The organism is Kouleothrix sp. 19917, assembly GCF_057073505.1.
On the sequence record NZ_CP097099.1, the window covers coordinates 2,160,627 to 2,182,182 of the forward strand.

The 21,556-nt window shown below is 56.6% G+C and carries 17 protein-coding genes and 1 pseudogene; 10 read left to right on the forward strand and 8 right to left on the reverse strand.

Going from position 1 to position 21,556, the window contains the following annotated elements; genetic code table 11:
* The first annotated feature begins 52 nt into the window (after positions 1-52).
* The gene (locus M1P90_RS08950) at positions 53-1,570 is read left to right on the forward strand and encodes an MDR family MFS transporter (RefSeq protein WP_483702272.1); all 1,518 of its coding nucleotides are present in this window, start codon (positions 53-55) and stop codon (positions 1,568-1,570) included.
* 154 nt (positions 1,571-1,724) lie between these two features.
* On the opposite strand, the gene msrB is transcribed toward M1P90_RS08950, so the two are convergent.
* The 6 genes from msrB to M1P90_RS08980 all read right to left on the reverse strand — a co-directional run bounded on the left by msrB (position 1,725) and on the right by M1P90_RS08980 (position 11,958).
* A complete protein-coding gene (msrB, locus tag M1P90_RS08955; RefSeq protein ID WP_483702273.1) occupies positions 1,725-2,168 on the reverse strand; it encodes a peptide-methionine (R)-S-oxide reductase MsrB in 444 nt (147 codons plus the stop codon).
* Between the two features lie 157 nt (positions 2,169-2,325).
* Positions 2,326-4,452, reverse strand: coding sequence for a PQQ-dependent sugar dehydrogenase (locus M1P90_RS08960; RefSeq protein ID WP_483702274.1), 2,127 nt, complete (start codon positions 4,450-4,452; stop codon positions 2,326-2,328).
* Between the two features lie 173 nt (positions 4,453-4,625).
* Positions 4,626-4,856 (reverse strand): pentapeptide repeat-containing protein, encoded by a 231-nt coding sequence (locus tag M1P90_RS08965; protein WP_483702275.1) that lies wholly within the window; start codon positions 4,854-4,856, stop codon positions 4,626-4,628.
* Positions 4,857-4,975: 119 nt separating this feature from the next.
* Positions 4,976-5,221 (reverse strand): pentapeptide repeat-containing protein, encoded by a 246-nt coding sequence (locus tag M1P90_RS08970; RefSeq protein ID WP_483702276.1) that lies wholly within the window; start codon positions 5,219-5,221, stop codon positions 4,976-4,978.
* A gap of 189 nt (positions 5,222-5,410) precedes the next feature.
* Positions 5,411-8,920: a pentapeptide repeat-containing protein gene (locus M1P90_RS08975; RefSeq protein WP_483702277.1), complete on the reverse strand. Its 3,510-nt coding sequence runs from the start codon at positions 8,918-8,920 to the stop codon at positions 5,411-5,413.
* A 161-nt stretch (positions 8,921-9,081) separates the two neighbouring features.
* Positions 9,082-11,958, reverse strand: a complete 2,877-nt coding sequence (locus M1P90_RS08980) for an N-acetylmuramoyl-L-alanine amidase (RefSeq protein WP_483702278.1) — start codon at positions 11,956-11,958, stop codon at positions 9,082-9,084.
* 264 nt (positions 11,959-12,222) lie between these two features.
* Here M1P90_RS08980 and M1P90_RS08985 point away from each other — a divergent pair, with 264 nt between their 5' ends.
* Entirely contained in the window at positions 12,223-13,419 is a 1,197-nt protein-coding gene (locus M1P90_RS08985) for a tRNA (adenosine(37)-N6)-threonylcarbamoyltransferase complex transferase subunit TsaD (protein ID WP_483702279.1), read from the forward strand.
* A gap of 3 nt (positions 13,420-13,422) precedes the next feature.
* Here the strand turns inward: M1P90_RS08985 and M1P90_RS08990 are convergent, their stop codons facing one another.
* Complete coding sequence (locus M1P90_RS08990) at positions 13,423-14,181, reverse strand: hypothetical protein (RefSeq protein ID WP_483702280.1); 759 nt, start codon at positions 14,179-14,181, stop codon at positions 13,423-13,425.
* Between the two features lie 204 nt (positions 14,182-14,385).
* On the opposite strand from M1P90_RS08990, the gene M1P90_RS08995 reads away from it, so the two are divergent.
* The 8 genes from M1P90_RS08995 to M1P90_RS09030 all read left to right on the forward strand — a co-directional run bounded on the left by M1P90_RS08995 (position 14,386) and on the right by M1P90_RS09030 (position 20,281).
* Positions 14,386-14,688: an aldo/keto reductase gene (locus M1P90_RS08995; RefSeq protein WP_483702281.1), complete on the forward strand. Its 303-nt coding sequence runs from the start codon at positions 14,386-14,388 to the stop codon at positions 14,686-14,688.
* A gap of 222 nt (positions 14,689-14,910) precedes the next feature.
* Positions 14,911-15,621, forward strand: a complete 711-nt coding sequence (locus tag M1P90_RS09000; RefSeq protein ID WP_483702282.1) for a hypothetical protein — start codon at positions 14,911-14,913, stop codon at positions 15,619-15,621.
* A 218-nt stretch (positions 15,622-15,839) separates the two neighbouring features.
* Positions 15,840-16,583 (forward strand): hypothetical protein, encoded by a 744-nt coding sequence (locus M1P90_RS09005; RefSeq protein ID WP_483702283.1) that lies wholly within the window; start codon positions 15,840-15,842, stop codon positions 16,581-16,583.
* A gap of 68 nt (positions 16,584-16,651) precedes the next feature.
* Positions 16,652-18,097, forward strand: coding sequence for a type IV secretory system conjugative DNA transfer family protein (locus M1P90_RS09010; RefSeq protein WP_483702284.1), 1,446 nt, complete (start codon positions 16,652-16,654; stop codon positions 18,095-18,097).
* Between the two features lie 3 nt (positions 18,098-18,100).
* Positions 18,101-19,105, forward strand: a complete 1,005-nt coding sequence (locus tag M1P90_RS09015; protein ID WP_483702286.1) for a hypothetical protein — start codon at positions 18,101-18,103, stop codon at positions 19,103-19,105.
* Between the two features lie 130 nt (positions 19,106-19,235).
* On the forward strand, positions 19,236-19,421 hold the full coding sequence (locus tag M1P90_RS09020; RefSeq protein WP_483702287.1) for a hypothetical protein: 186 nt from the start codon (positions 19,236-19,238) through the stop codon (positions 19,419-19,421).
* A 198-nt stretch (positions 19,422-19,619) separates the two neighbouring features.
* The gene (locus M1P90_RS09025; protein WP_483702288.1) at positions 19,620-20,093 is read left to right on the forward strand and encodes a terminase small subunit; all 474 of its coding nucleotides are present in this window, start codon (positions 19,620-19,622) and stop codon (positions 20,091-20,093) included.
* A complete protein-coding gene (locus M1P90_RS09030; protein ID WP_483702289.1) occupies positions 20,090-20,281 on the forward strand; it encodes a hypothetical protein in 192 nt (63 codons plus the stop codon). The genes M1P90_RS09025 and M1P90_RS09030 overlap by 4 nt, the downstream gene beginning before the upstream one ends.
* Before the next feature lie 8 nt (positions 20,282-20,289).
* Here the strand turns inward: M1P90_RS09030 and M1P90_RS09035 are convergent.
* Positions 20,290-21,506, reverse strand: a pseudogene (locus M1P90_RS09035) (IS701 family transposase).
* Between the last annotated feature and the right edge of the window lie 50 nt (positions 21,507-21,556).

Below are 21,556 nucleotides of genomic sequence, written 5' to 3' on the forward strand. Positions count from 1 at the left end.
AATTGGCTGAACAGCGCCGTTCTGCCCACCAAGTTTGGGAAAGGGATGCAGTATGTCGCGCCAACGCGTGATCGTGATTACTCTGGGCGTGATGCTCAGCCTGTTTATGGCCTCGATGGAATCGACCGTCGTGGCGACGGCGATGCCCACGATTGTCAGCCAGCTGGGCGGGCTCAGCAGCTACAGCTGGGTCTTTTCGGTCTACATGCTTACGTCAACCACCACCGTGCCGCTGTACGGCAAACTTTCCGACCTGTACGGGCGGCGGCCGATCTACGCAATCGGCATGATCCTGTTCCTGATCGGCTCGGCGCTGTGTGGCATGTCACAAAGTATGAACCAGCTGATCGCGGCGCGGGCGATTCAGGGCCTGGGCGCGGGCGGCGTGCTGCCGCTGGCGTTTATCATCATTGGTGACCTGTTCACCTTTGAGCAGCGCGCGCGCATTCAGGGCGTGTTCTCGGGCGTGTGGGGCGTCTCGTCGGTGATCGGCCCGCTGCTGGGCGGCTTTCTGGTCGACCAGATTTCATGGCACTGGGTATTTTATGTCAATCTTCTACCAGGGACAATCGCGCTGATCCTGGTCTGGCGCGCATGGCAGGATCAGGCACGCCCCGCCAACGCCGCGCGCCCCAGCGTCGATTACCTGGGTGCGGTGCTGCTGACCGCTGGCGTGGTGGCGTTGCTGGCCGGCCTGGGCGAGCTTGGCACGACGATTGGCTGGGTTGCGCTTGGCGTGGCGGCGCTGCTGCTCGGGCTGCTGGCCTATGTCGAGCGCCACGCGGCCGACCCAGTGCTGCCCCTCAATCTGTTCCGCGACCGCATGTTTGCGGTGGCGTGCGCGCATGGCGTGCTGGCGGGCTGGGCAATGTTCGGCAGCGCCTCGTATGTGCCGCTGTATGTGCAGGCCGTGCTTGGCACCAGCGCCACAGTCGCCGGCGCGGCAATCATGCCCATGATGCTTTCGTGGGTGCTGGCCAGCATTGTGGGCAGCCGCCTGCTGCTGAATGTGGGCTATCGCACGCTTTCCGTGATCGGCATGGTACTGTTTGTGATCGGCGCGCTGGCGCTCACGCAATCGGGCGGGGCGTATGGCACCTCGCTGCTGCTCGGCAGCATGGCGCTGATGGGTGTGGGCATGGGCCTGTCGATCCCGTCGTTCCTGATTGCAGTGCAGAGCACCGTGCAGCGCAGCGCGCTGGGCACGGCCACCTCGACCCTGCAGTTCAGCCGCAGCATTGGCGGCACGCTGGGCGTGAGCGTGATGGGCGCGCTGCTGAGTGCGCAGCTTGCCGCTGGCTTGCTGGCAGCGGGTCTCGATCCAGCCAGCGTTTCGCTCAGCGCGCTGCTCGACCCGATTGCGCAGGCGAATAGTGCCGCGCTCGATGGCACGCTGCGCACGGTCCTGGCAAGCGCGATCCTGGGCGTGTTCTGGCTGGCGTTTGGCGCGGCAGTGCTTGGGCTGGGCGTCACACTGCTTGCGCCGGCCGTGCAGCTTGGCAAGCGCGCCGTGAGCCAGACGGTGGGCGAGGGTGAGCCAATTGCGCCGCCGCTGCCCGTAGGGGAATAACGGTTCTCAATGTCAATTCGAGTGAATTTTTGAAATATGCACTGCGCACTACGCACTACACAGCTAAGTGCGTAATGCGTAGTGCGTAGTGCCTAACTACAAAGGCACGAAGACTCTTGCGAGTCGTCGTGCCTTTTGTGTGTGGAACCGCCGTCTACTCGAACAGCGTGCGGAACTCGCCGTAGCCTTCCTGCTCGAGCTGATCGGCGGGGATGAAGCGCAGCGACGCCGAGTTCATGCAGTAGCGCAGGCCCGTGGGCGCCGGGCCATCCTCGAAGACGTGACCCAAATGCGAGTCGGCGTGCTTCGACCGCACTTCGGTGCGTTCCATCCACAGCTTGTGGTCGGTGCGCTCCGCGATATTTGCGTCCACTAATGGGCGCGTGAAGCTCGGCCAGCCCGTGCCCGAATCGTACTTGTCGAGCGAGCTGAACAGCGGCTCGCCGGAAACCACATCGACATAGATGCCGGGCTGCTTGTTGTTCCAGTACTTGTTCATATACGGCAGCTCGGTGCCTTCGCGCTGGGTAACTTTGTACTGCTCAGACGTCAGGCGGCGGCGCAGTTCGTCGTCGGATGGCTTGGTGTAGGCTTTCATTGCAGTTCCTTTCGCGTGTGATCCCTGCACAATCATGTCTCGCCAGCCGCGCAAACGTTACAGCACCCAGGGCAGTTCCAGGCGAGGTTTGAGGTATGGAAAGCCCGTAATTCCCAACCCCTAAACCCCATACCCTATCCCCCGCACTGAAAGCGCACTATGGCTGTGTGATGCGCGGCAGGAACCACACCCGCGCCGGGCCGAACGCCGCGGTGTAGGTGGTAGCGCTGGGCGGCGTCAGGATCGTGCGGCGGGCAGGTGTGGCAACTGGCCCATCGGCCCAGCCAGTGACGACCACCCAATTGCCTGTGCCATCGCGCTGCGCAGGCGAGTCGATGGTGAGTGCATAGTTTTCCCACGAGACAAAGGTTTTGGGCGCGGTAAACGTGGTGTTATTGACCACAAGCGTGCGCCCTGCTGGCACGGTGTCAAAGGTAATACTGACAAGCGTGGGCCGCAGCTCGCGGGTGGTTGTGCTGGTGAGGCCCTGCGAATCGGTGGCGGTGAGCCGCACTTCCAGGTAGCTGGTGGTTGTCGCGGCCAGGTCTTCGGGCGGCGGCGCGGTGATCGTCAGGCTGTTGCCGCTGCCTGGGCCAGCGTAGGGGTGCGTATGGGTGTTATGGTGCAGCAGTACCGTCCAGCTCAGGCGCGCCGGCGGCACAGTGCCGTCTTCGGGGTCGGTCGCACTGCCCTGCAGCGTAATTTGCTCACCAACGCGGAAGTGGAAACCTGCCGCCGGCGCGCTGATTGTCGCGACCGGGGGCGTGTTGCCCGAGTCGATGCGCTGCGTGGCGGTTGAAACCCCGCCGTGCGGGTCGCGCACCGTGAGCGTGGCGGTGTAGGTGCCTTTGGCGTACTGGTGCGAAACCTGCGCGCCGCTCGCGCGCGCCGAGCCATCGCCAAAGCTCCACTCGTAGGTGAGTGTATCGCCATCCGGGTCGCTGCTGCCCGCCGCGCTAAAGTTCACGGTCAGTGGCGCAGCGCCGTTGGTTGGGCTGGCGCTGATCACGGCGACTGGCGCGCGGTTCGTGCTGGCCGTGGAAACAACGCGGCGCACTTGCCCACCAGCGTTGTAAGTAGTGTAATACAGCGCCTGCGTGCCCTGGTAGGGGCCGAAGATCATGCCCGTTGGGCCGCCGCTGTCGCCGCTGGCAAATTGCGTGGCGCTCCACACGCCGCCCTGCTGCTTCAGCACAAACATCTTGCCGCACACATAGTCGCCGTACAGGTAGGCTCCCGCATACTCGGCCGGCCATACGCCATTGGGCACGAATGCGCCGCCCGTGATCGCCGCGCAATCGCTGTGATCATACTCGTAAATCGAGTCGACCATGTTGGGTGGCGTTGGGCTGCACTTCCCGCTGGTGCTGTTGGTGTGTCGGCCTTCGCGGCAGTTCCAGCCGTAGTCGGCACCGGCCTGCCCCTGGTCGATTTCTTCCCAGGCGTTCTGCCCAACGTCGTTGATAAAGAACTGGCTGGTGCCCGGCTGGAAGGCAAAGCGGAAGGGGTTGCGCAACCCCCAGGCGAAGGTTTCCTGGCAGATCAGCCCGGCGCTTGTGCGGCCAGCTGTGTTGCAGCGCGCTGTGCCAGCGCCCTGGAAAGGGTTACCGGGCGGGATCGCGCCATCGCGGGTGATGCGCAGGATTTTGCCAAGCAGAATAAAGCGGTCGCGCGCGGCATCGTTTGCACCTGCGCCGCCGCTGTCGCCGGCATAGTCGGAGCCGCCATCGCCCACGCTGATGTACAGCAAGCCATCCGCGCCGAAATGCAGGTCGCCGCCGTTGTGGTTGCCGTTGGGCGAAAGAATATTGTCGATCAGCACAGTCTCGCCGCTGGCGACATTCGCGTCGGAGAGCACAAAGCGCGAGACGCGGTTTACCGGCACCTGAGGGTTGGTTGGGTCGCCGGTCGGGCAGACGTTGAATTTCTTGTAAGTGTAGTAGATATAAATGAAATGATTACTGGCGAAATCGGGGTCGACCGCAACACCAAGCATGCCGCGCTCGGAGTTCGTGCAGACACGGTCGCCAACGGTGAGGTCGAGCGCGGGCGTGCTGAGCAGCGCGCCATTTTGGAAGACCCGCAGCTGGCCTTGCTGCGAGCTAATCAGCAGGCGGTTGGCGCTGACAAAGGCCATGGCAGTGGGGGCGGGCACATTCGCCACCAGCGTGTCGGCAAAGCCGGGCGGGACGGTGGCGGCAGCGGCGGGGGCTGCGGGGAAGGCGGCGACGCTGAGCAGCACAAGCAGCAGCGCAGCCAGCAGGCGAAACGTACGATGTGGCATTCTCACTCTCTTTCTAGCGAGAGTAAGTATAGCGGCGCGGGCGGAGCCGCGCAAATGTTCGCTAGAGAAGTATATCCACAGATTACACAGATGGCACAGAATTTTCTACGCACTACGAATTATGCACTTGTTTCTGTTATGCGTAGTTCGTAGTGCGTATCGTAGAAAGGAGCCTAGCTGTGCGTGCTGCCGTCGGGCATGGTCGCCGCAGTAAAGGTGCCCGAAAGCACCGAGCCGCTCAGGTCTGCGCCGCTAAAGTCGGCGTCGGTGAAATCGCCGAGCAGCAATGCGCCGCTCAGATCGGACCCACTGAAGCTGCTGCCGGTGAAATCGCCAGAGAATGTTTGGCCTGCATAATTCTCATTTGAGAAATCAAAATCAATAAATGTTCCACTAATTGCCATGAAAGTCTCCTACAGTGTATGTTGTTGGTTTGCTCGGTGTAGGAATGCGCATAGTTTCGAAAATCAAAATGGTGAAGGAAGGAAAGCGAAGGAAGAGAGTGGTTCTTGCTGGATTTCATTTACCTGTGGCGCTTAAGCCAGGGCTTGATACACGTTGCATCAGCGAACGTGCCGCTGAGATCAGCGCCCGACAGATCGGCATCACAGAATTTTGCTTCTGTGAAATCTCCGCTGAGCGTTGCGCCGCTCAGGTCCGCGCCTGTGAAATCGGCTCCCGTGAAGTCGCCGCTCAGAACATCGCCAGCAAGAGGCTTATGGGAAAAGTTGCCGTCGACGTACTTGTCCTTCCAGACTTTTCCGCCCACTCGTAATCACCTCCTTACGTAAGCGCATCCTACGTAAAGAGACCGCTACTACAGCATTTCAAAGGAATATTTTAATATTAGCAAATTGAAATATATAAAAGCAGGTAGTATGAATAGAAAAACGCACTTACCATATCAATATGGCAAATGCGTATGAAAACGCTTATTCGTAGTTTATAACAAACTATTTTATGCTTGGAGGTATCGTGGATGAGGATCTGCCAAAAAGCGGGCCATTGCTTCGGAATCATTCAGATCAATGCCAGCAGCTTGCGCATTGGCCCGATCGCCAGGGAGGTTGAGGCGACCGTCGTAGATTCCGCCAGGGAGCGTGACACAGTGGAGAGAATACACGAGCGTGAGCTGCTCATCGCTCAAGCCCGTCGCGGCACTCAGATCAACATTCACCAGTGTCGCACCAGCAAAGCTCGCCGTGCTGAAATCAGCCGCGCCAAACTGCACCTGCGAGAATGTGCCGCATAGCTGCGCAGCGACCCATTTACAACCGCTGAAATCATCACCGCGGAATTTGCCGCTCAGCCGGGCGTGCGCGAAATCGCAGTCGGCAAAATTCCCGCGCCGTGAGCGACCTTCGAGATGCACACCAGTCAGATCGCGCCCGCCAAATTGCACTTTTGCAAGCACACCATCGAAATGAGCGAATCGCAGGTCCGTCTGCCATTCGCTTTCGGCATTGTATTCGCCAGCAAATACTGGCACAACCAATCCATCTGGCAGCATCGCTCCATCCAGCCGCGCAACCTGGGCAAGCTGAACCGGAGTAATATTCGCGCCATTGAAGTTCGCGTTGATGCAGCTTGTGCCGCTCAGGTTCGCGCCGGTGAAGTCTGCACCGCCGAAATCGCCTTCGTCAAGGATTGCGCCGCTCAGGTTGGCATTGCCGAAGCGCGCCGCCGCCGAGCCATTTGCCTGCGCATAGCTCAAATCCGCGCCTTCAAGCGTTGCGCCCTCGAAGTTTGCGCCATACAGTTCGGTGTTCTGGAGCTGCGCACCTTTCAGGTTCGCGTTGCTGAAGTTGGCACCCGCCATGTATGCCCCGCGCAGCACAGCCGTTTCGAGAAACGCGCCACTGCAATTGGCGCTGTGCAGGTTTGCCGCGCTCAGATCCACACTGTACAATCGCGCATTTACTAACTGGGCTTCGCTCAGGTCGGCGGCGCGCAGCTGCGCATAATTGAGAGTTATGCCGTTCAGCAAAGCTTCGGAGATGTTCGCTGCGCGCAGGTCGGCGGCGCGCAGAATGTGCTGGGGCGAAAGCTGTAAACCTGCAAGGTTGGCAGCGCGCAGATCAGCTTCGTTCCAGTCGGCCTGTACTTCTGTATGAGTGTTGCCAGATGATGCCGCCTGATGCGATCGTAGTTTCTCAATGGCAGCAAGTGGGCGCGGGCGATTGGCGCGCAGGGGCAGCGGTTTGCCGCTAAGCTCCTCGAACATGCGAATCGAAACAGTATCTGGCAGCATTAGCCCGGTGCTTGTGACGCCGGCCCAAATCCCTTGATCGATGCGGGTATCTGCAAGCTTGAGATCGCGATGCTGGATGGTGGTGAAATTGGTATTGTCGAGCAGTGCGCCACGCATGTCAACTTCGTGCAGTATTGCGTGTGTAAAGTTAGCCTCGCGCAAGTCGGCCCCGCGTAAGTCCACATCTTCCAGCACCGCTCCAGTGAAGTCAACGCCGCGCAGGTCGGCACCGTGCAGCTTCACATGCCGTAGCAGCGTGTTGCGCATATTCGAGTGTTGCAGAATGACACGGCGCGCATCGCAATGCGCCCAGATGCTGCCACTGAAATCGCAGGCCAGAAAACGGCTGCCCACTACATCGACGTGGCGGAAGATGATATCTGGCGCACGCACGCCCGCCCACTGCGAATCGACCAGGCACATTGTATCGAAGACGCCATCGACAATAACACACGCCGCGAGCTGGGTGTTCAGCTCGCAGCGCAGCCTGTCTGGATCCGGAGCACCTTCACTAAAAAAACGGATCCATTCGTCTCGCGAATGGTTGATCAGTATATCTTTTTCGCCCCGATTCGGCTGTATCTGCCAGTCAGGAATGCTGGCGTATGTGCGTACGAGCATCGCACGCTTTTCACCTTGGCTGCGCACAATTGGCGCAACGAATGTCGCCAAACTAGCCGTCTTACGTACTTCAAAGCTGTTGACGCGCAGAAATTCATGGAGCTCTATGTGAGCGACACGCGCAAAACGCAGTAGAACATCCCATTGCTCGTGGCTGGTGGCCCAATCGAGCACATGCTGGACATGCTTCATCTCGGTAAGCACACGATTTTGAAAGAGTTTGACCGATGCAGGTGTGATCTTTGCCAACGAACCCGATGTTTCGGCATTGAGCGTTTGCGCAAGATCCAAACAATATCGTGCGAGAAATTGGTATGCGGCGTGTCGTATAAAGATCGGACGCTCCTTGAGGCGTTGTTCGGCGTAATCGCGAATGATGGCATTGGTGGTATAAAGTTCGGCGTCGTCGAATTTCACTAGCTTGCGGCGTGCCAAACTCTGCAACACATCGCGCACGGCACTGGTTGGGCGCAGGCTTACGGCCGCCATCATCGCAACAGACCACTTTCCTTCGCCCATAACGCTCAGAAGTTCAAACGTATCACGCTCATCCTCAGAAAGATTCGCGAGCAATACTTCAAGGCCATCGCGCACTCCACTAGCGATCTGGCCAAACCCTCCTTCGCCATGACGCAGCTTCAGAGCATAGAGCATGGGCGATCCACGATGCTCGGCAATCTCCTCGGCATAAGCCGCCACTAGGTGGGGAGACATCTCGACACGCTGGCTGATCTCGCGCAGTTCCTTTTGGTAGTGCTGATATTTGTCGTAGCCGAGCCGTTTTTCAAAAAAGGCTTCTGCTTCTTTAACCGTAAATGCGGGTATTTCTGGCCGGTAGCTATGCAGCAAAAGCGCTGCCGGTTCGCCTTGTATTTGCTTCGCAAGCATTTCAAATGGGCGAACGCTAATAATAATGATACGATAGTTACCTTTGATAGTGTAAGTTGGCAGAATACGCTGTATATGATCAGCCGAAGATACATTATCGAATACAACAAGGACTTGTGATTGATACTCCGATATTAACTTCCAGAATCTATCGCGTGGGCTAATTACGTGATAAGGAGAATGATCATGATGACCGTTTTGATAACTTTCTAAAAAGGTAATAAATTGGTCTGTAGGTGAATAATCCGCCAGATCACCCCAAAAAATACCAGAAGGGAAATGGCCGCGCACGCTTTCGATTACGTGCGTAACAGTAGAGGTTTTACCCATCCCTGAAAATCCATGGACCACAATTAGTTTAGAGGTCTCGTGTTCGCTCAACAACAATGTGCTAAGCTCTGTCTCGATCGTTTCGCGCGGAATATAATACTCTGGCACTGGACGATTTTGATCTGGTATATGGCCTTGAAGTCTTATACGAAGCTGATCAGCCCGATCATCAGACTGATCATCAACTTCGACCTTGTTGCTCCGCAAAAATGTTTTGATCTGTTCAATTGCTCGTGCTGCGCTGTCGATATTATGAATCGTACTTGGCAGTGCATAAGCCGCGCCTTGCGCCGCCAACTGCTGCCAAAGAAGGGCAATCGTTTGGCGGTGCGCTTCAAGCTGCGCAAGCTGATCATCAATCACGGATTGGTCGGGCATAGAAGGCCTATGGCAAAACGCGGTGTACTACAGATGGGAGTATGCGCAGTATAGAGGTGAGCGAGCGTGATGTCAATAAAAATGCTTTTACCACTGCAGAATCGCAAGCGGGCATGGCCGAAGCCACGCCCGCTGCGTTGTCGAAACGATAGATACCCGCTTTAACGATTCGTCATTGGCAGGTACAGGCGCGAGATTTGCAAATTTGTGTTCACGCTGAACGCCACGCTTTGCTGCGCGCCGGTGTTGCCCGCGCCGTCGACGGCCTGGTAGCGCAGGGTGTAGCCGCCATTCACCAGCCGCCCCGTGTCGAGCAGCGCGCCCGGTGAATCCTGCCAGTTTGCGCCATCCCAGCTCCAGTGGATGTGGTCGACGCCGCGCCCGCCCTGGTCGTCGGCGGCGATCAGGATGCGCGGGTTTTCGACATAGGTTGTGCCAAAGCGCAGCGCGCCGCTGCCCAGCATGTCGGGCAGCACGGCAAACTGGCTGGCGCCCGGGATCAGTGCATCGTAGCCCGCCGAGGCGTCGCCGGTGCGCTCGAAGTACTTGAAGGCCAGCGTGTGCATGCCCGCGTCGAGCCATGCATCCCCGGTGACGGGTGCGTCGGCATGCAGGCCGTTATTCACCACCACCGCCGCGCCATCCACCCACAGCCACGAGCCGTCGTCGCTGCTGGTGCGGAAGGTGTAGGTGCCCGCCACAGGTGCGTAGAACACGCGCGTCTGCTCGATCAGGAAGCCGTCGCTCAGGCCAAGCGGGCCACCCTCGCCCCAGTTGATCCAGCTGCCATCCCACGCAAAATTGCCGACGTAGTCGCCGCGCACAATCGAGAGCGGGTTGCGCGTGCGGGCCAGGAAGTTGTCGGGGATGTTGCCAAGCGCATAGACCTGCACAAGCGGCCGCAAATTCGTGTCGTAGTTTGCGGCCACCGGCGCAAGCTTTTCGTCGGTGACGGTGACGCTGGTGGGCGCGACGGCCTGCGCGAAGTACTGAACGTTTTCCTGCACAATCCCGGCCTGGAGCCGGTAGGTGCCGGCGTCGCGGAAGCGCACATAGCCCACCAGCGTTTGCTCCTGGCCCGGCGCGAGGTCGCTGTTCAGGCCCCAGCGCCACGGGTAGTCGCTGGTTGGGCCGGTGCAACCATTGTTCGGGCGCGTGTCCCAGCCGCTCCAGCCCAGCACCACGCGGAAGCGGTCATCTTCCTTGGGGTAGCTTGGGTAGCTGCCGCTGCTGTTGCCAGCGAAGCATTCGTCCTGATCGTACACATAGCCGTTGTCAAGGCCGTTCAGCCCGCCGCCCGCCGTCAGGTCAACACGCGGGGCCTGGCCGCGCAGCATGCTGGTGCCGGTGTTGCGCACCGTGAAGGTGACTTTCAGCAGCTCGCCGCTGGCGAGGCGCGTGCGCTCGTAGGCCACATTGCTGAGCTGAATGCCGGTGCTGGAGTTGTCGGGCACCCATTTGATCGCGTCGAAGAACAGCACGCGCCCCGCGCTGAGCGGCTCGCCAGTGTTGTCGTACAGCTCGATCGCGCCGTCGGTGCCAGCGTTGAACTGGTATGCCCCAATATCGACCCAGCTGGTCGCGGTATTATGGTCGACCGTACGCGTGGTGTTGCCCTCGGCGGAATGAATGCGATAGACAGCGGCGCTGCTGGCGTAGGGCGAACTGCCCAGGCCGCAGCCCTGCGGAATGTGCACAAAGACGCGGTAGCGTCCGGTGGCAGGGATCGTTGGGCGCCAGGTGGCGCTATTCTCGCTGGCCCCGTCGGTCGCGTAGGTCCAGTAGGTATGGCCGTCGTAGCCACAGCTGGCGTCGTGCCAGTTGGTTGGGCTCATCGCAAAGTTGCTGCTGCCATCGTCAACGATCAGGTCGCTGCCGGTATTGCTGGTGTTTGTATTGTCGCTCACCATGCGCTTGACGCGGTCGCGGATGCCGGGCAGATAGGCCAGCGCCTGGTCGCCGGGGCAGGTGGTGTGGCCGGGCGTGACCTGCCGGTGGCCGGCAATGTTCAGCACCACCGCGCCGGCGTTGTAGGGCCGGCAGTAGCTCGAAATGTCGCAGCCGTAGTAGTATGAACGGCCTAACGGATCGATGTTCTTCTGCGCGCTTTTCCATGCCAGCAGGCGCACCAGCGCGTCTTGCGCGGCCTGTGTGGGCGGCACATTCGCGTAGGTGCCGATCAGCACCACGCCCATCGAGCCGTAGTTAGCGGTGTCGTGGAAGGCGACCGCGTCGTCGCCGCCAGCGCGCCCTTCGTAGATTGTGCCATTCGGGTCGATCAGGTAGTTGTAGCCCACATCGCCCCAGCCGCGCGAGTAGGTGTGGAACGACCACTCGGCGCGCACGCGGTCGGCCCAGCTTTGCTCGCTGCCGGTGAGCGTGTTGCTGTCGGCGGTGTGGTGAACGACCATATGGTTCACCGGGTAGTAGTAGGGTTTGGCGCGGCTGCCCTGGCCGTCGGGCGAGCCCCAGCCCACCCGCGAAACCACTGGGGGTTTGCCAATCGCGGCGACGGCGGCGGCGCTTGGGTTGGCGTGCGGCGGTGGCCCGCTCGCGTCGACGGTGTTGACCTCGATGCGGCCCAGGCTTGGGCGCTCGCCGTTGGGCGCAGCCGTGAACAGCGCCTGCACCTGCCAGAAGCGCGCCAGCCCGCCAACCGCGATGGTCTGGCTCCACTCCACATTCGGGCCGTCGGCCGGCGTCCACAGGTCGTCGTTCTCGGCCACATCCTGCCATGCCGTCCAGCTTGTTCCATCGGTGGAAGCGCGAATTTGCAGAAGGAGCGCCGCGCCGTTGGGCACGCTCGCTTCCCAGCGCAGCAGCGCGTGCGAAAACGGGTGAGACGCGGCGTTAGGTGGCGAAACATAATTTTGCGGACTGGTCAGGCTTGGGCGCGGATTAGCGTTGGGCGTCAGCACAACCTGCTCGGGCTGGCCGCGCGTGGGGTTGGCCTGCGCGGCGGCGGGCTGTGCCGGCGCAGACGAATAGCTGAACAGAATCAACAGCAAGAGGCAAAAGGCAAACAGGCGTGGGCGCATAATAGCAAATCTCCTCGGGAACAATGCAAGCGGCTCGATAGGAGTGTTTCTTTTAGCTTCCATAGTACTGGCGCGCAAAATGATATAGCTGATACGAAGCTGATACGCTCAGGGCAGGTGCCGCACTGTGATGCGCCGCGCGTGGTACAATACCCGATGCGAACGGGCTATTTCTCTTCGCGCCCTTGTAATCGAACTGTCATGCACCTTGCGGCAACGGCACGCTGCAGCAACGTGCGACGGCAAAGCATAGATCGAACGGAAATGACTGAACTTTCTGCTGATTTTACTATTTTAGCACTCGAAACATCGTGCGATGAGACGGCGGCCGCGATTGTGCGCGGTGGGCGCGAGATTGTGGCGAATGTCGTCGCCTCACAGATCGATATTCACCGGCGCTACGGCGGCGTTGTGCCCGAAGTCGCGTCGCGCCAGCACATCCTGGCGCTGCCGGCCGTGGTCGAAGAAGCACTGGCGCAGCTGCCCGGCGGCTGGGGCGAGATCGACGCGGTGGCGGCAACCTACGGGCCGGGCCTGGCTGGCGCGCTGCTCACCGGTCTGAACGCGGCTAAATCGATTGCATGGGCGCGCGACCTGCCGTTTGTGGGCGTGAACCATATTGAAGCGCATATCTACGCCAACTGGCTGGAAGCGGCGGGTTCGCAGGTTGCAGGTTCACAGGTTACAGGTTCTGCAACGGAAAACAACGCAGCTACAGCGAAACCTGCCAACATGCCAACGTTCGAACATGCAACCGCGCCACAGTTCCCGCTCATCGCCCTGGTCGTGTCGGGCGGGCATACGCTGCTGGCGCTGCTCGAAGGGCATGGCAGCTACCGCCTGCTCGGGCAAACCCGCGACGACGCGGCCGGCGAGGCGTTCGACAAGGCTGCGCGGATTATGGGGCTGGGCTTCCCGGGCGGGCCGGCCATCCAGCAGGCGGCCGCGCAAGCCCCCGGTGGCGTCACCCTGCCACGCGCATGGCTGCGCGACAGCTACGATTTCTCGTTCAGCGGCTTGAAGACGGCGGTGCTGCACCAGATCGAAGGGCGGCAAAACCGCGAGGCGCGCGTTTCTACCAAAAACCTGCCGCAGCGCGGCAAAGCTGCCCCCGCGCCTGCCCCCACACCCGCCGCCGACCCGCGCAATAGCGATCGATTTGTCGCCCAATTGGCCTCTGCGTTTCAGGAATCGGTGGTGGATGTGCTGGTGACCAAGGCCACCGACGCGGCGCGCGCGTATGGCGCAACCGAGATCCTGCTGGCTGGCGGCGTGGCTGCCAATGCGCGCCTGCGCAGCGAGCTTGCGCGCCGCTCGCACGTGCCGGTGCGCTGCCCGCCGATCACGCTCTGCACCGACAACGCCGCAATGATCGCCGCCACCGCATTCTACCGCTTTGCCGATGGCCGGCAGGATGGCTGGGAGCTGGATGTGCAGCCGAACCTGCGGCTGGCTGTGTGATTGCTACGATTGGCCTGTTTTGCGCGTGCGAGTGCTGGCAGGCTGCTTGGGCCGCGCCGGTTTCGCCGCAGCTTTTGGCGCGGGTTTGGGCTGCTCGCCTAGCCTGTCGAGCCGCGCCTCAATCTCGCCCAGGCGCTGCTCCAGCAGGCTCAGCCGGTCGCCAATGCTGGTCACGTCGGTGCGCGTGGGCATGTTGAGCTGGATCAGCGCCTGGGTCATGCTTTGCTCGATCGCCTGCTGGAACAAAGCCGCCGGCGGCTGGCCCGCCCACGCGCTCATCGTTGCGTCGCGCATGGTTTTGACCATGCCAGTGGGATCAAGCCAGCCGGCGAAGCTCGGCACCTCGCCGCGCGCCGCGCCCGCAAACGCCTGGCGCATCGCCGCCGCAACTGCCTCGCGGAAGGGCGCTGAGCTGGCCATATATGTATCGAGCATAGCGCGGTTGGCCTCGGCATAGGCCTCGCTGCTCATCAGCTCGGCAAATGCTGCCTGAAACGGCGCGGCGCTCGCCATATAATTATCGAGCACGGTGCGCGTAGCCTCGGCATAGGCATCGGATTGCACAAACTGGCGCAGCATTTGCTCCATCATCGCGCGAAACGGCGCGGAGCTTTCCAGGTACGCGTCGAACATGGCCCCCGCGGCGCGGGCATATTCCTCGGAATGAAGCATCTGGGTCATCGCGGCAATGCTGGCGTCGCGCATCCCGCGCAGCATGCCGGTGGGGTCGAACAGCGTGCGGTCGTCGTCCTTTGCACTCATGGCGTATCCTCTTCTTTGCAGGCGTGTCAGCGCGATGGGCGCGATCTTGCCGTATGATACAACCAGCGCAGATTCTGCACAATTGCTACAGCAGGTTTCAAATCAGTTGATCCACAAAAAGACCGAGATTTTCTCGAACTCTGTGCTCTCTGTGCCCTCTGTGGCTCAACCGTTTTCTTTTGACTGTAAAGCGAGGATCAGGGCATGAACTACCGACGACTCGGCCGCACGGGCCTGAAGGTTTCGCCGCTGTGCCTGGGCACGATGCAATTTGGCTGGACGGCGGACGAAGGCGCGGCGTTTGCGGTGATGGACGCGTTTTTCGCGGCGGGCGGCAATTTCCTCGACACTGCCGATGTCTACTCGAACTGGGCGCCGAGCAACCCGGGCGGCGTTTCCGAGGAAATGATTGGGCGCTGGCTGCGGGCGCGTGGGAACCGGGAACAGATGATTGTGGCGACCAAGGCGCGCGGCCGCATGTGGCCCGGCCCAAATGGCGAAGGGTGAATGTTTTTTAAACACACACTTCCTTGTCTTTCGCCGCTCGTTGCTTTGCCATAGCGCGGTAATACAAAAGTAGAAACCGCACCGCTCGACGCATAGCCTCTGCCTCACTGGTAGGGGCTTTTTCTTGCACAAACGTTTTCATAGTGTCCTCTTGACTCTATGCATATCATGGGGACAGTCTAGGGCAACAGGAAGTCGTATTTCTATCTACTTAGGTGGATGATGTCAGATCACCCATTTAAAGATAGTTACTTCACGCGAGAAGAGCTTCTGGATATTTTTCGAAAATATGTTTCCTGGGGGGAGTATCTATGTCTATTTCTTTATACAAAAGGTTTTACCGATGAACAAATATTTGATATTTTAAAGATTGTTTATGGGGTGAAATTGAGCTTACATACTATTAAAACATACAGAAGGAATGCTCGTGAAAAGCTCCATCTCGAAAAAATTCCAGAAGCTCTTCGTGTCGCTCGTCTACGAGACCTTTATTTTGTAATGGTTCATATTGAACAACATCGTAAAGAGTTCTATCCATACATGCAGGCACGTGAGGCTCAGATTTACCCGACTGTTGCACTTCCTGTTACTCCTTTATCGCTCGAAGAGCATCTACCAGCGCCCCTCAATCAACTAACAGCTAATGAATTTTTTAATGAGATTGTAGATCTTTCAAATACTTCTTCTCAGCATATTCCCACTGCTTGGCCAGACTCGATGTATCAGAGTCCAGAATTAGATGAAGAGCCACGGCTAGACTCACCAAAGGAGAATTCCGAACCGATTTCAGATGTTATCCGTCACCGCCATGAAGGTACTTCCCGATCCGACCCCGACGACACTCTTCTTACTTGTGTAGGAAAGTTATTAGTCATCGTCCTTGTCGTTGTTGTGACTGCCATTATTTTTGCTCCCTTGTTTACCAGTCCTTAGGTAACTTATCTACCTAGGTGGATTTTTTCTGAGCAGAACGCCACTATACTTCTCACATAAGGCGAAGCGCAGAGAGGTATCTGTAGTCCCTCACAGTGATCCCCCACAGCCCCCTCAAACGCTAAACCAAAACTAGCTCATTACCGTGCTTGAAATGCCAATTGACTATTGGCTATTATTCGAGCACCCATGAACACTAATCGTGTTCGGTGATTGCCATGAAGTACACACCCAAATACAAACTTACACCGTGGGATTGCGAACACATCCAGTTCGGCATCTACCGCTACTGTCTGACTATCAAAGATATCAGAGAACTTCTGGGTGGAGTTTCCAGAGAGACAGCGTATGCCCATGCTCGAAGGTGGATTGATTTGGGATATGCGTTTCGCAGCAGTGGTTATATCCTTTTTACCCAAAAGGCGTACCACTACTTTGATGTACCTTTCTACTATCACTCAATAGGTAGGCAAAACCTTGAGCACTACGCAGACACTAATATGGTCGAAGCCTACCTACGCCAGCGCGACGACATGATTCTTATGTACTGGAAAGGAGAACGGCTTATTCGACATGAGGCCAGTATGCACGATAGCTACGAGTACGAAAACGGACAAACACACATCCCTGACGCTATCGCAGAAGTGTACTTGAAAGACACGGGGCAAGTGTGGGAAATCGCAATCGAAATCGAACGGAGCTACAAAGGGCCTCGCCGAACTGATGACATCCTTGCCATCCTTGCAGCAAACCATACGCACGTCTGGTACTTTACCGTAGGACATGTTTATCCACTTATTGAACGCCGTATTCAATGCCTCCCAGCCGTAGATGTTCCCAAGTTTGAGATGTGGGAACTTGATACCATACGGGAATGGCAAGAAGATCGGTTCTCCTCCCGCAACGACCTACCACAAGCTCAATCGCCATACGGGGACTTGGAGCTGGAGCGTTCTATCTAGGGTTCGTAGGTATTTTCCTCCATCAATATCTCGCAGGTGGCATCCTCATAGCCGTAGGAGGAGGATTAATGGTTTTCACAAAACGCATTCAAGAAGCCTTTACCCTCAAAACAGTGGCTGAAATGCTTGCTGAGGAAGAGGAAAAACGGGCATTTGCCAACACACAGCTTGCAGCCGTTACAACCCCACCACAGAATTTCTGTATTCCTGTTGGCAAAGCGCTGGAGGCTGAATATTTTGGCCCTTACACAGGTATCTCAATTGAGGGGGGTGTATGCATCTTCACGGAGTATTTGCTTGACCGTCATTTCATGCTTATCGGCGAAATTGGCAGTGGCAAGACGACCGCTATCAAAACCCTATCACAACAGATAATTACTCGCACCGAGCGCGATGTTTTTATCTTGAACTTCAAAGGGCAGCGCGACGATGATGAAGACCTGCGGCGCATTCTTGCAGCGAAACGCCCAGACGTAAAAGTTGTTCGCCTCGATCCTGATAACCCAGGATTTCCATACAACCCATTCAAGTATGGTGATGCTCTGTCGCTTTCTAATCGGTGGGCGCGGGCGTTTGGTATCGAACGAACGGTAGGACGAGCTGATGAGTATTACGGCGATGTTCGCTTTGCAGCAATTCTACTTATCAACTATGCCGAAGCTGAGCCTGCTCGTTCAATTGCCGAATTTCGAAGACGTATGGATGAAAAATACCTGCGTGAGCATTACCCGTCTAATCATCCATTGCATAACGACATGCTCATGGTCGTTACTGCCGAACGGGGGAAATACTCACCATTACAGCATTTGCAAGTTCGCGCTGTTGGTTTGTTTCTCCAGCTTGAACGATTTTTGGTAGAAGACGGCTGGACACCCGAGGACGGCAGCGCAATCATCTCTGTTCCTGCGAGCAAGATTCCAGATACAGCAAAGGCGTTAGCAGGCATCATTGTTGAAGACTTCAAGCATTTCATGTCTGCTAGACAGAAACGCCCTTGCCAAATATTTTGGGATGAGTTTCAGGCAGCAGGAAACGAAAGTATAACCGAGCTTCTTTCTCAATCGCGCTCATTTAACTGTGGTGTTGTATTGGCAACCCAAGACATTAACAAACTGGGTGATGAACTACAGCAAAAGAAGCTTACCAGCGATACCACCACTCTTATTTCTTTCAGGACGCAGCAATCAGCCGGCTTTGTGGCCAAGATGAGCGGCACTGTCAAAAAAGCGCGGGTGACAATGCAGATTGAAGAAGGCATCGCAGCCACCAAAGGTACAGTCGGGGAAGACGAAGACTACCGCATCCATCCAAACGATATCGCGCAACTCCCCGATGGTTTTTGCTACATCCTTAAAAACCGTACCTTTGCAAAGGTCAAGTTCAATATGCCTGACATTCCAGCTAATGTATCACCAGAGCCGATTTATACACCGAAACCCAAACCGGTATTCGTTGCACCAGCACCTACGCCTAAGCCTACTCAACCAAAACCACCCGTTACCAAAAGGAGGTAAGTCATGTGTCTATTGCCCATTCTTCTCATCTTCGTTCCGCTGGCCGTCTTCTTCTTCATACGCCGTGTGAAGGATGTAAGCCGTGAGGGTCGTTCGCTTTACCTTGCAACTCTCTTTGTAGAACAAGCGTGTGTGCTTACTCGGGGTATCATCGCCTTCCTCGTAGGCCCTGCTCTTTTGATGCCTGTATGGCTCATATTGGCGGTTGTTGCAGGACTTGTCTTTCTGATAACAAAGCAATTTGCTGCGATAACCACAGCCGTCATGATCGGACTGGTAATACTTGGCATCTTCGCCTTGTTTTGTGCCATTGGTCCCGTTGTCTGGAGTATGCTTCATATCATGGGCTTAACTGGCAGCTCCAAGTTTGATCGCTGGGTGATGAAGGCACGAACCACATTAAGCGATCGGGAACGAGAGGCGCTAGTGAATGCACTCTTGCAAATCCCCAACTCCACCAGCGTCAAGATGTTTTCCAACGTATATGTGATGGCCTCTTGGCACACTGAGAGATTTGAGGTAATCGGAACGGACCTCTATCTTGCTAAAAAGCTTCTCCATGGCAGCCAGCACTTACCCGCTGTGTTAGCTCACGCCCTCGGCTGGGTAAATAGTGGTGATGGTCGTATGGTCATAGCACTAAGAAGGCTTGTCGTGCCACCCATGTACCTTATATCGTGGGCATTAAACGAAACAGCACCAGGCAACATGATTATGCACTTGGCTTCAGGAGGTGGCTACGCTGGTTTCATTGCAACAAGCATACTCAACGCGGCACTCGCTCTTTCGGGTGGTGGTTGGGGCGCTTACCTTCTTAATCCGTGGTGGAACAAGTACTGGAACAATGAAGCTGTGTATCGGCATGATGCTTTCGCGAAGGCGCTTGGCCAGAGGCAGGGTTTGATCGCATACCTTGAACACCAAAGCCTATTTACCGTTGCAACGCCTTACACACTGTTCTCTGAGGACTCAGACCCTGAGATGCGAATTGACGCACTGATGAAGTAGAAGGTAGATAGAGAAAAGAGTGGGCGGTTCTCGGCCTTTAAGCTGAAGAGGGTCTTACGACCACCGCCCCCACAAAGTATATTGCATTGCTCCCCTGGTTTCAAATGTAAACCAGTTAGAAAGGAGAGCTATGGATACGGATGCAACGAAGGAGCGCAAGGCGCTTCGCGAGGCGCATGTAAAGCTAGAAACCTATCTCAAAGAAAACGGCTTTGAGTGGGAATCTAATTTCCAAAAGGCAGGGTATGCCTGCGAAACATACAGCAAGCGCCCACTTGTGGTGAAACTCTGCTGGGATCATACGCCTAAACGCTAGAAGCAGTGTACTGCTAGCTCCATCTGGAATAGATGGATGAATACCCAGTTCGAAAGCCTTGGTAAGGCGAAACAGGTCACTCTAACAAAGTGGCCTGTTTTTATGTATACTCAAAAGTATGAAGTATACAATGTACACTGTATGGTTACTCCTGCTAACGCTATTTATTTTGGCATATGTTGTTTTTAAATACGGAATATGAAACAAGCAACCGGTAGACCTACCAAGTATGACCCCAAATACTGTGAAAAGATAATTGAATACTTTGACCAAGAGCCGCACAAAGATGTTGATATTCCTCATATGGGAAAAACCGGAGAGTTTAAATGGATGGATTTCAAGAGAGTAAGTAATCCACTGCCGACGTTTCTTGGTTTTGCCAAAAAGATAGGTGTTAATGGAGACACTCTAGTTGAGTGGGCTAAGGAAGAAAACAAAGAAAAATATCCCGGCTTTTCCGCCGCATATTTACATGCAAAGGAGTTGCAGAAGTGGTTTTTGATAGAAAATGGCCTCAACGGTTTATATAATCCAGCATTTACTATCTTTGTTGCCACGAACATTACAGATATGAAAAACAAAGAGGTCAAGCAACACGAAGGAAAAGATGGAGGGCCTATTCAAATATCATCTAGATTCGACAAGGTAGTAAAAGAAATCACCGGAGAATGACAGACAACGCCAAACCGCTAACAGTCAGAGAAGCTAAGCTTTTACTTCAAAAAAGTATTAAGGATAAAAACAAAGATTGGCTATGGGAATGGATACGCGAATTTCTCAAGCTTGAGATACCACGAGAAAAGATTTGCCCTGACCACTGCGCTCCCTTTGACTTTGTATCTAAGGTTTTGCAGAAATAGGCGAAAGCTCAGGGTAAAGCCAAACGGAGCTTGATATCGGACAGAGTCATGCCTTGGTGCGATTGTTCGATGGCCCAAGCAAGCGTTTTGCCCAAGGTCTCGCGAGCGATGGTGCGACAGGACTCGCCAATGGTCATCAGGCGTGTGTGAGCCCATTCGAAGGCACGATCATGCTTCAATTGGCGCATCAGAGCCGTGTACGCCAGGACGACGAGGTGCATGTGCCTGGTCTGGCCCATCCCGTCCCTGAGCTGACACTCGCCCATGCCCAAATGCTGCTTCCCGTCCCGATGAAAGGTCTCCGTCCCTGTCCAGCGCTTTTTGTAGACCTTCAAAATGCGATGAGCTTCCCACTGGGTTCGGTTGCTGATCAGGATCTTGCGTGGCGTCGCAGCTTCTGCTTCTGACCACAACACCAGAATACGCACTGGGTGGTTGACATTGGGCAGACGAACGGACTTGGTGAAGCTACCATTGCGTGTGACCGCCGACCGTAAACTTGGTGCGAACAAGCGGCGTGAGCGTTTTGACCCACTCAGTCACGCTGGTCTGCTTCCCGCTGACTACAATCACTCGAGTTGGCTTTCAAATCACCGATGTAGCTGCGACCTTTGGCGTGGAGGGTGTTCATAATTGGCGCGTTGGTGAAGTAACTGTCGAAGGTGAAGTCGCCCGGTATGTCCTCAGCGACAACCCAATCGATCAGTTCCTTAGCGAGGTCGGTGTGATTCTTGAACGGGCGCTCGTCGTCGCACTGCTCGCGCTTGCGGAAGCGCCGGAAATCGAGCGGATAATGCTTCCCACTCGGGTTGACGTAGTTGGCAAACAGGTAATCGTGGGCGATCAGGTGGCGTTTGTCGGCATGGTCCCAGAAATAGCCGACATCCTCTATCAGTTTGCCGTCATGATCTATCAAAGTGTTATCGATCGCGATAACGCCGTCGTGACGATAGCGCGTTGCAGCGTCCTGTTGAAGCCATTCGAGCCGGTGCGCGTTGATGCGCTGGACATCCCAGGGCGCTTCAGTCAACCATCGATTGAGAGTGGATTGGTCGGGTGGGGCGGCAAACTCTCGCGTGATACCGCTCACGGTCTTGTGCTCCGCTACAAACAGCCCGGTCAGGTATTCGGCAAAGTGGCGGCGTGAAGGCTCATTTGGAAACAGGTCGGCGAACTGGACCAGCAGTTCCTCGACCACCTGTGGTATCGCGACAATTGCTGGCACCTGTGCCTCCCAACTGGTAGACCAACGCTCGCCTGATCATATGCTCAGAA

Bases quoted from the DNA above. Each gene is read 5' to 3' on its own strand.
- M1P90_RS08950 (WP_483702272.1), top strand. From the start codon at position 53: ATGTCGCGCCAACGCGTGATCGTGATTACTCTGGGCGTGATGCTCAGC.
- msrB (WP_483702273.1), bottom strand. From the start codon at position 2,168: ATGAAAGCCTACACCAAGCCATCCGACGACGAACTGCGCCGCCGCCTG.
- M1P90_RS08960 (WP_483702274.1), bottom strand. From the start codon at position 4,452: ATGCCACATCGTACGTTTCGCCTGCTGGCTGCGCTGCTGCTTGTGCTG.
- M1P90_RS08965 (WP_483702275.1), bottom strand. From the start codon at position 4,856: ATGGCAATTAGTGGAACATTTATTGATTTTGATTTCTCAAATGAGAAT.
- M1P90_RS08975 (WP_483702277.1), bottom strand. From the start codon at position 8,920: ATGCCCGACCAATCCGTGATTGATGATCAGCTTGCGCAGCTTGAAGCG.
- M1P90_RS08980 (WP_483702278.1), bottom strand. From the start codon at position 11,958: ATGCGCCCACGCCTGTTTGCCTTTTGCCTCTTGCTGTTGATTCTGTTC.
- M1P90_RS08985 (WP_483702279.1), top strand. From the start codon at position 12,223: ATGACTGAACTTTCTGCTGATTTTACTATTTTAGCACTCGAAACATCG.
- M1P90_RS08990 (WP_483702280.1), bottom strand. From the start codon at position 14,181: ATGAGTGCAAAGGACGACGACCGCACGCTGTTCGACCCCACCGGCATG.
- M1P90_RS08995 (WP_483702281.1), top strand. From the start codon at position 14,386: ATGAACTACCGACGACTCGGCCGCACGGGCCTGAAGGTTTCGCCGCTG.
- M1P90_RS09000 (WP_483702282.1), top strand. From the start codon at position 14,911: ATGTCAGATCACCCATTTAAAGATAGTTACTTCACGCGAGAAGAGCTT.
- M1P90_RS09005 (WP_483702283.1), top strand. From the start codon at position 15,840: ATGAAGTACACACCCAAATACAAACTTACACCGTGGGATTGCGAACAC.
- M1P90_RS09010 (WP_483702284.1), top strand. From the start codon at position 16,652: ATGGTTTTCACAAAACGCATTCAAGAAGCCTTTACCCTCAAAACAGTG.
- M1P90_RS09015 (WP_483702286.1), top strand. From the start codon at position 18,101: ATGTGTCTATTGCCCATTCTTCTCATCTTCGTTCCGCTGGCCGTCTTC.
- M1P90_RS09020 (WP_483702287.1), top strand. From the start codon at position 19,236: ATGGATACGGATGCAACGAAGGAGCGCAAGGCGCTTCGCGAGGCGCAT.
- M1P90_RS09025 (WP_483702288.1), top strand. From the start codon at position 19,620: ATGAAACAAGCAACCGGTAGACCTACCAAGTATGACCCCAAATACTGT.
- M1P90_RS09030 (WP_483702289.1), top strand. From the start codon at position 20,090: ATGACAGACAACGCCAAACCGCTAACAGTCAGAGAAGCTAAGCTTTTA.